Below are 13,124 nucleotides of genomic sequence, written 5' to 3'. Positions count from 1 at the left end.
GCCGGACGCTCCCGCCGTCACCGCTGACCGCTCACCGTTCACCGCTCAGGAGGAGGGCTGCGCGGCCCGTCGCTCCATCGCGCGGCGGGCCGCGTCCTCGCTGTCGTAGACCTCGCACATGTGCCGTCCGTCGGGCGTGGCCGTGTGCTCGACCTCCCAGAGCGAGACCTCGGCGCCGTCCCGGAGCAGGAACGCGTGCTCGTAGAGCGAGAACCCGGCCCGGGCGCGGCCCGCGCGGCCGGGGCCGCCGAAGGCCTGGATGATCTGGTGCGCGGACGCCGTCGCCAGCAGCTCGGCCAGCTCGGATCCCGGCCGGTCCGTGTTCTCCGCGCGGCGCAGCAGCCGGCGGGCGTGGTCCGCCGAGGCGTCGGAGACGTAGGTGTGCCGCGGGGCCGGGACCGGGGCGTGGTGCACCTGCACCGGCAGTTCGAAGTCCGGCGTCTCCGGCGGCAGCGCCAGCCGGGAGGTCGCGGTGCGCAGCTCCTCGTCGTCCAGGTACACCTCGTGCTGCGGTTCGCCGCCCGGAACGGTGTTGTGGACCAGCTCCCAGAGCGTGAGCGCCGAACCGTCGGCGAGCAGCCAGGTGTGCCGGTACGTCTCACGGTGCAGCCCCGCGCTGTGGTGCGCGGAGTGCAGGGAACCGTCGTGCGCCAGCGCGCAGTCCAGGCGCCGTATCGTCTCGTCGGGCAGTTCGAACGAGTTCAGGGCGCGACCCAGCAGCCGCATGAGGTGCTCCTCCGGAGACTCGGGCGACTCGGGTGGTTCGTACGCTGCCGTCTCGTACGGAACGCTCAAGGTTTCTCCCGGCGTTGCTGCATGTCACCTTGTGGGTGCATACCGTAGCCCCTCGATCGGACATCATGTCCGGGAACCGAGAAAACGTACGCACGAAAAACCGGCAGGCCGCGCGAAAAGTTCCCGCGCGACCCGACGATCCGTCAAAATCCGCTGGTCAAAGACCGTTCGGACGACATCCGCCGCAACTTTTCCACACCTGCCGGCCGTTCCCCCGTCACCCGCCGTACAGCTCCCCGTACGACGGCCAGGACCCGCCCGGTCCGTCCACCGGCCCGGCGGCCCGGACCGCGCGGACGATCGCACGCGTCACCATGTCCGCGCCCGCCGCCAGCACCTCGTTCAGCGCGAGCGGCTCCCCCTCGGCGAGCGGACGCGCCCCGGTCGCCAGCGCGAACACCGTGTCCCCGTCACTGAGCAGGTGCACCGGCCTCACGGCGCGCGCGATGCCGTCGTGCGCCGTGCCGGCCAGCTTCTGCGCCTGCGCCTTCGACAGGTCGGCGTCGGTGGCGACCACGGCGAGCGTGGTGTTCAACGGCGGCGGCGCGTTCCTCGCCGCGACCTCCGCCAGGCGCCGCCCCGCCGCCGCGTGCACCTCCGGCGCCGGGTACGGGACCCGCCCGCCGCCGAACAGCTCCCCGTACAGCACCCCCGTCTCCGGATCCGTCACCGACCCCGCCGCGTTGGCCACCACCAGCGCCGCCACCGTGATGCCCGAGTCCAGCACGGTGCTCGCGGTGCCGACCCCGCCCTTCAGCGTGCCGACCACGGCCCCCGTGCCCGCCCCGACGCAGCCCTGCGGCACCCCGGCGCCGGGGGAGTCCGCACTCGCCTGCGCCGCCTCGACGGCCGCCCGTCCGGTGGCGGCGTCCGGCCTGGCCCGGAAGTCGCCACCGCGCCCCAGGTCGAAGACGCAGGCCGCGGGCACCACCGGCACCACGTGCGCGGGGTCAGGCCCGACGCGCACCCCGCGTCCCCGCTCCTCCAGCCAGGCCATCACCCCCGACGCCGCGTCGAGCCCGTACGCGCTGCCGCCGGTCAGCACCACCGCCTGCACCCGCTGCACCAGGTTCCGCGGGTCGAGCGCGTCGGTCTCCTTGGTGCCGGGGCCGCCGCCGCGCACGTCCACGGCCGCCACCGCCCCGTCCTCCGGAGCGAGCACCACCGTCGTCCCCGTGAGCCATCCGTCGCCGCGCCGCGTCGCGTGCCCCACCAGCAGACCGGCGACGTCCGTCAATGCGTCAACTGTCATACCGCCAGTCTTGTCCACGCCGTAGGCCTGGGCGGGCCGCGCCCGGTCAGGCGGCGGGCGGCGTCGCGCCCCGCGTCCGCCCGGTGCGCCGCGCGGTCAGCGTCACGCCGGCCGCCACGGCCAGCGCCAGGACGACTCCGGCCACCAGCACCGCCATGTCCCCGAGGAAGGTGCAGCAGATCACCAGCAGCGCGGCGGTCGGCAGCACCGACTGCTCGGCGATGCCCACCTTGAAGTGCCGGGCGTGCAGCGCCCACACCGTGAGCAGGTACAGCGCCGTCGGCAGGGTCACCGCCGCGGACGCCGCGAGCGTCGAGATGTGCGCCTTCCCCACGGTCTGCTCCACCGCCACCTCCAGCCCCGCCCCGATCGCGGCGGCCGAGGCGAACACCACGTAGTGGCCGTAACCCCACACGAACGACTGCCTGCTGGTCCGCAGTCGGCTGTGGGCGGGGACCACGAAGTAGATCCACCAGGCGGAGAAGACGAGGAGCAGCCCGCCGGCCGCGATCGGCAGCACCTCGCCCAGCGCGTCGTTCTCCTCGATGCCCGACTTCACCGCCACCGTGGCCGCCGCGATGGTCTCGCCGAGCACGATGATCGTGAACAGCCCGTACCGCTCGGAGATGTGGTGCGGATGCCAGGCCGACATGTGCCGGCGCTCGGCGAACACCGGCACGCACAGCTCCAGCACCACCATCGCCAGGTACAGCCAGCCGCGGCCGCCCTCGGGCAGAACCAGCAGTCCCAGCCAGCCGACCTGGCAGACCAGCACGCCTCCCGCGTACCTCAGGGCCATGGCACGCTCCGCCGCCCCGGCCGTGCGCGCCGCCCTGAGCCACTGCACCGACATGGCGATCCGCATGATCACGTAGCCGAGCACGACGGCCACGTAGTCGTGCTCCTCGAAGGCCCGGGAGACGCCCGCCGCCAGCACGAGCACACCGGCCATCTGCACCAGGGTGACGATCCGGTAGAGCACGTCGTCGTTGTCGTAGGCCGAGGCGAACCACGTGAAGTTCATCCACGCCCACCAGATGGCGAAGAAGATCATCGCGTAGTCGAGAACGCCCTCGCCGGCATGGTCCTCGGCGACCGAGTGCACCAGTTGCACGCCCGCCTGGGCGATGGCGACGACGAAGCACAGGTCGAAGAAGAGTTCCAGCGGCGTGGCGACGCGGTGCGGCTCCTGCCGCCCGCGGGCCTTCAGGCTGCGGACCGGGGGGTGGGCGCCGGGCGGGCCCGAGGACGCGCCCGCGGGCTGGGGACTGGACGTCATGGCTCCCAGCACAGCAGAGACGACGCCGGTCCGCTTGTGGAGCGGGGCCGTACCCTGGACCCATGAGTACCGCCCCCGAACCCGAACCGCGCGCGCCCAGGCCGGCGCTGGTCTTCGACGACCCGCTGGACCAGCAGACGTCGGACGACACCGACCGAGGCTGGGGCGAGCGGCCCGAGGGCGACAGCGCGGCCGACCTGAAGCGCTTCCTCGACGAGAAGCCGCCGCACCACCTGTGAGCCGCGCGGGCACCCGCCCGCCGGCCGGCCGCCGCCGCTGCCGCTGCCGCTAGGAGCGGTCGGGCCCCGAACCGCGCTGCGCGACCAGCTCGTCCCGGATCTCCTTGAGCACCTCCAGCTCGGTGACCTCGATGATCTCCTCGGCGCTCTCCTTGGCCTTGCGGCGGGCCTCCTGCCGGGCCAGGTACTTCGCCATGGGCAGGACCATCAGGAAGTAGACGACGGCCGCGGTGATCAGGAACGAGAGCGTGGCGCCCAGCACCGAGCCCCACAGGATCCGCACGCCCGTCGCGGTGTCGCCGGTCCCGGTGCACGGGCCCTTCAGGCAGGAGCTGTAGCTGTCCAGGCTCTGCGTGCCGAACGCCCCGATCAGCGGGTTGATGACCCCCTTCACCACCGAGTTGACGATGTTGGTGAAGGCGGCGCCGATGACGACCGCCACCGCCAGGTCGATGACGTTTCCGCGCATCAGGAAGGCCTTGAAGCCCTGCCAGACGCTCGGGTCGCTCTTCTCGCTCACGGTGGACGTTCTCCTCGCTTGAACAGGTGTTGGAATGGAGCGCTCCGCAACCTACGTCAGCGTTGGGCCGTCCTGTCCAATCCGGTCCCTCGAACGAGCGACTTGACGGCCTCAGCACAGGGTCACCGCCAACCGCCCCGTGGTGCCGGCGCCGACCAGCCGGTGAGCGGTGGCGCGCTCGACCGACACCACGACCAGCGCCCCGCCCGCCGCCCCGTCCACAGGCTCCGGCACCTTCGTCACCCGCGCCCCGCGCGCGACCACGGACGCGTCGCCGGCGTCCCCGGTCGCGACCACGTCGACGCGGTCGCCCGGATCGAGCAGCCGTACCGTCTCCGCGTCCGCGATCCGTACCGGCGCCGCCACGAGCCGCGGGCCCGGCCGCTCGCGCACCTGGTCGGCCACCGGATGTCCGCGTGCCCGCCTCGGGTCCGGCCCGGCGGCTCCCGGCTGAGGTCCCGCGGCCACCAGCGCCGCGGCGGTGACCGCGAGCCCGGCGGCCACGACGCGCCGCCGGTGCCGGACGAGCCGGTGCAGCCGGTGCCGTCCGCCGCGCACCCGCACCGGGGCGAAGGGCGGCACCTCGCCGGTGGGCGGCGCGTCGGTGCCGAGCGGGGACGGGCCGGGGGAGGGAAGGACGGAACGGGACACGGTGACCACCACCTGCGACGAGGGATCGGCTTGCGCTCCCACGATGAGGCTTTGCGCCGGACCCCGCCGAGGCCCGTGGACCACCGCCCGCTTGTGGACAACTCCACCACCCGAAGGGGACGTTCCGCCCGAACCAAAGCCGTCCCCGCCCCGCCTCGCGGCAGCGCGCCCCCCAAACCCGCCCCGCCCTACGGCAGCGCGATCCCCGGATCCATCCCGCCCAGTGCCGCCCCGCACGGGCAGTCCCGCTCGCCGTTCTCCGGCAGCGCGGCCACCGCGTCGAACAGGACGCCCCGCAGCCGGTCCACGTTGGCCGCGAACACCCGCAGCACCTCCTCGTGCGAGACGCCCTCGCCGCTCTCGGCGCCGGCGTCCAGGTCGGTGACGAGGGTCAGCGAGGTGTAGCAGAGCTCCAGTTCACGGGCGAGCGCCGACTCCGGGTGACCGGTCATGCCCACCACCGACCAGCCCTGCGCCCGGTGCCACAGCGACTCCGCCCGGGTGCCGAAGCGGGGCCCCTCGACCACGACCAGGGTGCCGCCGTCCACGGCCTCCCAGTCCCTTCCACGCGCCGCCTTCAGCGCGGCGGCCCGCCCGGTGGGGCAGTACGGGTCGGCCAGCGACACGTGCACCACGTTGGGCACGCTGCCGTCGGGCAGCGGCAGTCCGTCGAAGTACGTCGACGGGCGGGACCTGGTCCGGTCGACGAACTGGTCCGGCACCAGCAGCGTGCCCGGCCCGTACTCCGGACGCAGGCCGCCCACCGCGCACGGCCCGAGGACCTGGCGCGCGCCGACCGAGCGCAGCGCCCACAGGTTGGCCCGGTAGTTGATCCGGTGCGGCGGCAGATGGTGGCCGCGACCGTGCCGGGGGAGGAAGGCGACCCGCCGGCCGGCGATCTCGCCGAGGAAGAGCGAGTCGCTGGGCGGCCCGTACGGGGTGTCCACCTCGACCTCGGTCACGTCGTCGAGGAACGAGTAGAAACCGGAGCCGCCGATCACGCCGATCTCGGCATTCACCTTGTTCGCCATGTCCGCACCCTAACCGGCCCGGGAAACGCCGAGGACCCCGTCGTCGTACGACGACAGGGTCTCGTAAGAACCTGGTGCGGCCGGGCGGCTCCCGCGTCCGGCCGGGAGCCTACGCGGCGGTGGTGCTGGAGGAGGAGCTGCCGGAGCCGGAGGACGTCGAGGACGAACCCGAGCCGGACGCCGACGACGAGGACGAACCGGAGTCCGAGGACGAGGAGGACGACGCCCCCGACTTCGACGACGACGCCGGCGAGCTGCTCGACGAGCTGCCGCGGCTGTCGTTGCGGTAGAAGCCGGAACCCTTGAAGACGATGCCGACCGCCGAGAACACCTTCTTCAGGCGGCCCTGGCAGTTCGGGCACTCGGTGAGCGCGTCGTCGGTGAACTTCTGCACCGCCTCGAGGCCCTCGCCGCACTCGGTGCACTGGTACTGGTACGTCGGCACTGTCTTCCTCCTGGCACTCTCACTCGATGAGTGCTAACGACGGTCCATAGTGACGTATTCCTCGGGATCAGTCCACTGCGACGGGCTCGCGGTGACCGACGCCACGTGCGACCGTGCGCCCCTGGGGCCGGGAGGCCAGCCGTGAGCGCAGTGCCACCAGGACCGCCAGCGCGAGCACCGTGCCGCCCATCGGCACCAGGAATCCGGCCCCGTCCCGGAACCCGTCCTCCAGCTGTCCGGCGACGGTCACCGCCAGCGCCTGCCCGAGGGCGACGGCGCCGGTCAGCCAGGTGAACGCCTCGGTGCGGGCCCCGGACGGGACCAGGCCCTCCACCAGCGTGTAGCCGGTGACGATGGCGGGCGCGACACAGATGCCGACCAGCAGACCGAGGCCGGCCAGCACGAGCACCGACTGCGCCGCCCACAGGCCGGAGGCGGTCAGCGCGAGGGCGGCGTAACCGATCACGAGGCGCCGCTGCGGGGCGACCTTCCAGGCGATGGCGCCGCAGGCCAGGCCGGAGAGCATGTTTCCGGCGGCGAAGACGCCGTAGAGGACGCCGTTCAGGCCGGGCTCGCCGATCGACTCGGTGAACGCGGCCAGCGACACCTGCATGCCGCCGAAGACGGAGCCGACGCCCAGGAAGGCGACGATCAGAACGCGCACCCCGGGGACGCGCAGCGCGGAAACGTGCTCCCCGCGCGCGTGCACGCCGTCGGCGCCGCCGACCTCGGGCTGCGTGCTCTTCTGCGCGGCGAACAGCAGACCGCCCACCAGGGTGAGCGCGGCCTCGGTGACCAGGCCCGCGGCCGGGCCGACGCCCGTGCACAGGGCGGTCGCCACCAGCGGGCCGAGGACGAAGGTCAGCTCGTCGGTGACGGACTCGAAGGCGGCGGCGGTGCTCATCAGGGGGGAGCCCTTGAGCCTGACGCCCCAGCGGGCCCGCACCATCGGCCCGATCTGCGGCACCGACGCACCCGCGGGCACGGCCGCCGCGAACAGCGCCCACAGCGGCGCGTCCGCGAGCGCGAGGGCGGTCAGGGCCAGGCCGGACGCGGCGTGCACGAGAACGCCGGGCAGCAGGACGGCGCGCTGTCCGTAGCGGTCGGCGAGCCGTCCGCCGTAGGGGGCGAACAGGGCCATGGAGACGCCGGTGACGGCGGCGACGGCGCCCGCGACGCCGTAGGAGCCCGTGGTGTGCTGCACGAGCAGCACGATGGAGATCGTCAGCATCGCGAACGGCTGGCGGGCCGCGAAACCGGGGAGCAGGAACGTCCAGGCGCCGCGGGTGCGCAGCAGTTGTCCGTATCCGGGGCGGGCGGAGGCGGACGCGGTGTGCGGCGCTGCCTCCGGCGACTTCTTCGACGGGGTGACCGTGGATGCCACGGCCGTGCCTTTCTGCCGCCTGGTAGCGCGGTCCGCCTCGCGGCTGTGTCGCCGTGCGGGAGCGCCGAGAGCTGTCCTCTTGCGCGGACTGCGGTAGATGCCGGAGCCCGTGCGGATGAGGGGGCGTGCCGGCCGCCATACGGTCGCGCCAGCTCTGCATCAGACAGAGTTGGTTCGATCAGGTGCCGCACTCATCGTACAGGGATCAAGGGGGGCACAACCGTGTGAAAGCGAGCACCCCGCCCGCTCACGGGTGGCGGCCGCCGTTGTCCCCCGTGCCCAGCCAGCCGGCCAGCTTGCCGCCGTGGCCGACGGCGCGCAGTCGTGCCTCGGCCGCATCGCGGACGGGGTCCGTGGCGACGACGAGGAGCTCGTCCCCGCGCCGCAGTCCCGTCGTGGGCAGCGGCACGAACGACTTGTCGTCGCGCACGACCAGCGTGACCGCGGAGCCGGGCGGCAGCCGCAGCTCGCTGACCTCGACGCCGTGCATCCTCGAGCCCTCGGGGATCGTCACGGACAGCAGGTGTCCGCGCAGCCGCTCCAGCGGCGCCGACTCGATGCCGAGGTCGGCGGCCTCGTCGCCCTTGCCCAGGCCCAGCTTGCGGGCCAGCCAGGGCAGCGTGGGCCCCTGGACCAGGGTGTAGACGACGACCAGGACGAAGACGATGTTGAAGATCCGGCGGCTGCCGCCGACCCCCTCCACCATGGGGATCGTCGCCAGGATGATGGGCACCGCGCCGCGCAGTCCGGCCCAGGACATGAGGGCCTGCTCCTGCCACGGCACCCGGAAGGGCACCAGGCACAGCACGACGCTCAGTGGGCGCGCCACCATGGTGAGCACCAGCCCGATGACCAGGGCGGGCAGGATGTCGTCGCCCAGCTCGTGCGGGGTCACCAGCAGGCCGAGCAGCACGAACATGCCGATCTGGGCGAGCCAGCCGAGCCCGTCGGCGAACCCGCGGGTGGCGGGCCAGTGCGGCAGCCGGGCGTTGCCCATCACCATCGAGGCGAGGTAGACGGCCAGGAAGCCGCTGCCGTGCGCCATGGCGCCGGCCGCGTAGGCCGCCACGGCGATGGAGAGGACGGCGATGGGGTAGAGGCCCGAGGCGGGCAGCGCCACGTGCCGCAGTCCCCACGACCCCAGCCAGCCGACCGCGAGTCCGATGGCGGCGCCGATGGCCAGCTCCAGGGCGATCTCGCCGAGCAGCACGTACCAGTGCTCGATCGGGCCGGACGCGGAGAAGGCGACCACCAGGATGACCACCGGGGCGTCGTTGAAGCCCGACTCGGCCTCGAGGGTGCCCACTATGCGCGAGGGCAGCGGGATCCTGCGCAGCACGGAGAAGACCGCGGCCGCGTCCGTGGAGGACACCACGGCGCCGACGATCAGTGCCTGCCGCCACTCCAGCCCGGTCAGGTAGTGCGCGCCCGCCGCCGTCACGCCGACGCTGACCGCGACCCCGGCCAGCGCCAGTGCGGAGGCGGCCGGCAGCGCCGGTTTCGCCTCCTTCCACTTCGTGCCGAGTCCGCCCTCGGCCAGGATCACGACCAGGGCGGCGTACCCGATGACCTGGACCAGTTCGGCGTTGTCGAAGTGGATGTCGCCGATGCCGTCCTGGCCCATGGCGACGCCGATGGCCAGGTAGACGAGCAGGCTGGGGAGCCCGCTGCGCGAGGAGATCCGTACCGCCGCGACGGCGATGAGCAGGACGAGCGAGCAGACGAGCAGGAGCTGGTTGAGGTGGTGGACAGTCAGCGGCCGTTCCCTTCCCTGGCGCACAGCACGGAATCACAGCGCGGGCGAGTGCGCTCGTTCGGCACGCGAGGCGCACCCCCATGGCACACGAAGCCACCATGCTCTGCGGACAACTACTTCGTTACCTTACCTAACTCTTGACGCTTTCTTGACGCTCGGCTTGGCAAGATCGAACGCCCGTGCGCCGCGGTACCCGACTCCGCGTCAAGGGCGAGCCGGGCCTGCGCCTACAGTTGCTCCAGCGCTCAGTACAAAGCACAGCCCGCCCCTGCCGCTCGTGTTAGGACAGCAAGGACAGCGATGCCCCCCAACACCACCGCCTCCACGGGTCAGCAGCCCGGCACGTCCGGCAGGAAGAAGGGGCGCAAAGGGCGCCTGCTCGTCCTCGTGCTGGTGCTGGCCATCATCGGCGGCCTCGCCTACGGGGCGTACTGGTCCATCAGCACCGTCCGCGCGTCCTTCCCGCAGACCAAGGGCTCGATAACACTGGACGGCCTGTCGGGTCCGGTCGACGTCAAGCGCGACGGTTACGGCATCCCGCAGATCTACGCCTCCACCGACGAGGACCTGTTCATGGCGCAGGGCTACGTCCAGGCGCAGGACCGGTTCTACGAGATGGACGTGCGCCGGCACATGACCGGTGGGCGCCTGTCGGAGATGTTCGGCAAGAGCCAGGTCGACAACGACGAGTTCCTGCGCACCCTGGGCTGGCACCGGGTGGCGAAGAAGGAGTACGACGAGGAGCTGTCGGACTCCACGAAGAAGTACCTCCAGGCGTACGCCAAGGGAGTCAACGCCTACCTCAAGGGCAAGGACGGCAAGGACATCTCCCTGGAGTACGCCGCCCTCGGCTTCACCAACGACTACAAGCCGCAGGAGTGGACGCCGGTCGACTCGGTGGCCTGGCTCAAGGCGATGGCCTGGGACCTGCGCGGCAACATGCAGGACGAGGTCGACCGCGCCCTGATGACGAGCCGCCTCGGCCCCAAGCAGATCGCCGACCTGTACCCGGCGTACCCGTACGACCGGAACAAGGCGATCGTCCAGGAGGGCCAGTACGACGACCTGACCAAGACGTTCGACGGCGGCGGCCCGTCCGGCGGCGACGACTCCTCGTCCGGCTCCGGAACGGGCACGGGCACGGGTACCGGAACAGGGACCGGCACGGGTACCGGCACCGGCACCGGCACGGGTACCGGCAACGCCCTCGAAGGCCAGCTGTCCGGTCTCCAGGACGTCCTGGACGACCTCCCCACCGCGGTCGGCGTGAACGGCAACGGCATCGGCTCCAACTCCTGGGTGGTGTCCGGCAAGCACACCATCACCGGACAGCCGCTGCTGGCCAACGACCCGCACCTGTCCCCGTCCCTGCCGTCCGTCTGGTACCAGATGGGCCTGCACTGCCGGACCGTCTCCGCGAAGTGCCAGTACGACGTGTCCGGCTACACCTTCGCGGGCATGCCCGGCGTCGTCATCGGCCACAACCAGCAGATCGCCTGGGGCCTGACGAACTCCGGCGTCGACGTCACCGACCTCTACCTGGAGAAGATCACCGGCGAGGGCTACCAGTACGACGGCAAGGTGGTCCCCTTCCAGACGCGGCGGGAGACCATCAAGGTCGCCGGCGGTGAGTCCAAGACCATCGTCGTGCGCGAGACCAACAACGGACCGCTCCTGTCCGACCGCGACAGCGAACTGGTGCAGACCGGCAAGAGGGCCACCGTCGACACCGCCGCCCCCGACCGCGGCGACGGCTACGGCGTCGCGCTGCGCTGGACCGCGCTCGACGCGGGCAACACGATGGACTCCGTCTTCGCGATCGACCGGGCCAAGGACTGGGACGACTTCCGCGAGGCCGCGACCCTCTTCGACGTGCCCTCGCAGAACCTGGTCTACGCCGACAGCGAGCACATCGGCTACACCCTGCCCGGCAAGATCCCGGTGCGCGCCGAGGGCCACGACGGCTCCGTCCCGGCGCCGGGCTGGAGCTCCAAGTACCGCTGGACCGGCGAGTACATCGACCAGGACGAGCTGCCCTACGAGTACGACCCGGAGCGCGGCTACATCGTGACCGCCAACCAGGCCGTCGTCGGCGAGGACTACCCGTACACGCTGACCACGGATTGGGGCTACGGCACCCGCAGCCAGCGCATCACCTCCCTGATCGAGCAGAAGATCAAGGACGGCGGCAAGATCTCCACCGACGACATGCGCCAGATGCAGCTGGACAACAGCAGCGAGATGGCCAAGCTGCTCGTGCCCCAGCTGCTCAAGATCGACGTCGGCGACAAGGACGTCCGCGAGGCGCAGAAGCTGCTGGAGGGCTGGGACTACACCCAGGACGCCGACTCGGCCGCCGCCGCGTACTTCAACGCCGTCTGGCGCAACGTCCTCAAGCTGGCCTTCGGCAACAAGCTCCCCAAGGAGCTGCGGGTCAAGGGCCAGTGCCTGTGGGTCGACCCGGTCAACACCACCGGGCCCGCGGACGAGGTCGACAAGGTCCGCGAGTGCGGCCGGCGCGACGCCGACCAGGCCCAGCCGGACGGCGGCGACCGCTGGTTCGAGGTGGTCCGCACCCAGATGCAGAACCCCAAGAGCGCCTGGTGGACCACGCCCGACTCCGGCGCCCGCGACGGTGCCGAGAACAACCGGGACGACCTGTTCAAGCGGGCCATGATCGACGCCCGCTGGGAGCTGACCGCCAAGCTCGGCAAGGACATCGACACCTGGAACTGGGGCCGGCTGCACCGCCTGTTCCTGAACAACCAGACCCTGGGCACCGAGGGCCCCGGCTTCGTGAAGTACGCCCTCAACCGCGGCCCGTGGAAGCTCAGCGGCGGCGAGGCCGCGGTCAACGCCGCCGGCTGGAACGCGGCCGGCGGCTACGGAGTGGTGTGGGTGCCGTCCATGCGGATGGTGGTCAACCTCGGCGACCTCGACAAGTCCCGGTGGATCAACCTCACCGGCGCCTCCGGACACGCCTACAGCGCCCACTACACCGACCAGACGGACAAGTGGGCCGACGGTGAACTGCTGCCGTGGGCGTTCTCCAAGAAGGCGGTCGACGAGAGCACGAGCGACACCCTGGTGCTCAAGCCCTGACGGCACCGCCCGCGAGGGAAACGGCCCGCGCGGGCGTCAGCGGAACCTGCGCACCCCCGACGGCGTCACCACCGCGTCCACCGGCCGGTCGTGGGGCTCGGCGGGGACCTGCGCGACGACCTCCCGGTCGTACAGCAGCACCAGCAGCGCGGGACGCGCGCCCGACCGCTCCAGGCGGGCGAGCACCCGGTCGTAGGACCCGCCGCCGCGCCCCAGCCTGAGGCCCCGCCCGTCCACCGCGACCCCCGGCAGCAGCACCACGTCGGCCTCCGTCACCGCGTCCGGCCCCAGGCGGGCACCGGCGGGTTCGAACAGGTCCATCCGCCCGCCGTGCCGCACGCGCGCGAGGGAGTCCGTCCCGGTGTACTCGCCCCAGTCCAGGTCGTTGTCCGGCAGCAGGGCGGGCAGCAGGACGCGCACGCCCCGCGCGCGCAGCGCGTCCAGCAGCGCGAGGGTGCCCGGCTCGGCGCCCACGGAGACGTACGCCGCCACGGCGCGCGCCCCCGCGACCTCCGGCATCCCGAGCGCCTGCACGGCCAGCGCGTCCCCCGATTCCCGCACGTCATCGGCCGTCAACCTGTTCCTCGCCGTGAGGATCTCCCGACGCAAGGTCCGCTTGTCAGGTTCGTCCGCGGGGCCGGTGTGTGGCATTGGTCGCTCCCGTACCGCT

At 72.2% G+C, this 13,124-nt stretch carries 12 protein-coding genes; 2 read left to right on the top strand and 10 right to left on the bottom strand.

Annotation, left to right across the window (positions count from 1 at the left end; genetic code table 11):
* Window positions 1-45: 45 nt before the first annotated feature.
* The 3 genes from ACZ67M_RS30135 to ACZ67M_RS30125 form a co-directional block, all read right to left on the bottom strand.
* Window positions 46-795 (bottom strand): DUF6227 family protein, encoded by a 750-nt coding sequence (locus tag ACZ67M_RS30135; RefSeq protein ID WP_361357715.1) that lies wholly within the window; start codon window positions 793-795, stop codon window positions 46-48.
* Window positions 796-1,012: 217 nt separating this feature from the next.
* Window positions 1,013-2,047, bottom strand: a complete 1,035-nt coding sequence (locus ACZ67M_RS30130; protein ID WP_392238880.1) for a P1 family peptidase — start codon at window positions 2,045-2,047, stop codon at window positions 1,013-1,015.
* 46 nt (window positions 2,048-2,093) lie between these two features.
* Window positions 2,094-3,326, bottom strand: coding sequence for a low temperature requirement protein A (locus tag ACZ67M_RS30125; protein ID WP_361357721.1), 1,233 nt, complete (start codon window positions 3,324-3,326; stop codon window positions 2,094-2,096).
* Between the two features lie 62 nt (window positions 3,327-3,388).
* On the opposite strand from ACZ67M_RS30125, the gene ACZ67M_RS30120 reads away from it, so the two are divergent.
* The gene (locus ACZ67M_RS30120; RefSeq protein WP_122617522.1) at window positions 3,389-3,565 is read left to right on the top strand and encodes a hypothetical protein; all 177 of its coding nucleotides are present in this window, start codon (window positions 3,389-3,391) and stop codon (window positions 3,563-3,565) included.
* A gap of 49 nt (window positions 3,566-3,614) precedes the next feature.
* Here ACZ67M_RS30120 and mscL read toward each other — a convergent pair whose 3' ends face one another.
* The 6 genes from mscL to ACZ67M_RS30090 all read right to left on the bottom strand — a co-directional run bounded on the left by mscL (window position 3,615) and on the right by ACZ67M_RS30090 (window position 9,376).
* Window positions 3,615-4,085 carry a large conductance mechanosensitive channel protein MscL gene (gene mscL / locus ACZ67M_RS30115; protein ID WP_161330955.1) on the bottom strand — a complete coding sequence of 157 codons (471 nt, stop codon included), beginning with the start codon at window positions 4,083-4,085 and terminating at the stop codon, window positions 3,615-3,617.
* A 111-nt stretch (window positions 4,086-4,196) separates the two neighbouring features.
* Window positions 4,197-4,667, bottom strand: a complete 471-nt coding sequence (locus ACZ67M_RS30110; RefSeq protein WP_361358030.1) for a hypothetical protein — start codon at window positions 4,665-4,667, stop codon at window positions 4,197-4,199.
* A 257-nt stretch (window positions 4,668-4,924) separates the two neighbouring features.
* Window positions 4,925-5,767 (bottom strand): S-methyl-5'-thioadenosine phosphorylase, encoded by an 843-nt coding sequence (locus ACZ67M_RS30105; protein WP_365633909.1) that lies wholly within the window; start codon window positions 5,765-5,767, stop codon window positions 4,925-4,927.
* Between the two features lie 109 nt (window positions 5,768-5,876).
* Entirely contained in the window at window positions 5,877-6,212 is a 336-nt protein-coding gene (locus ACZ67M_RS30100; RefSeq protein ID WP_361357730.1) for an FmdB family zinc ribbon protein, read from the bottom strand.
* Window positions 6,213-6,279: 67 nt separating this feature from the next.
* Window positions 6,280-7,596 (bottom strand): MFS transporter, encoded by a 1,317-nt coding sequence (locus ACZ67M_RS30095; RefSeq protein ID WP_392017335.1) that lies wholly within the window; start codon window positions 7,594-7,596, stop codon window positions 6,280-6,282.
* Between the two features lie 247 nt (window positions 7,597-7,843).
* Window positions 7,844-9,376, bottom strand: coding sequence for a potassium/proton antiporter (locus ACZ67M_RS30090; RefSeq protein WP_392017338.1), 1,533 nt, complete (start codon window positions 9,374-9,376; stop codon window positions 7,844-7,846).
* A 276-nt stretch (window positions 9,377-9,652) separates the two neighbouring features.
* Between ACZ67M_RS30090 and ACZ67M_RS30085 the strand changes: the two genes are divergently transcribed.
* Entirely contained in the window at window positions 9,653-12,454 is a 2,802-nt protein-coding gene (locus ACZ67M_RS30085) for a penicillin acylase family protein (protein ID WP_469853637.1), read from the top strand.
* Window positions 12,455-12,490: 36 nt separating this feature from the next.
* On the opposite strand, the gene ACZ67M_RS30080 is transcribed toward ACZ67M_RS30085, so the two are convergent.
* Window positions 12,491-13,105 carry a 5-formyltetrahydrofolate cyclo-ligase gene (locus ACZ67M_RS30080; protein ID WP_469853636.1) on the bottom strand — a complete coding sequence of 205 codons (615 nt, stop codon included), beginning with the start codon at window positions 13,103-13,105 and terminating at the stop codon, window positions 12,491-12,493.
* Window positions 13,106-13,124: the final 19 nt, after the last annotated feature.

The organism is Streptomyces sp. NPDC107500, from assembly GCF_055582785.1.
This window is presented reverse-complemented; position numbering and strand designations above follow the sequence as displayed.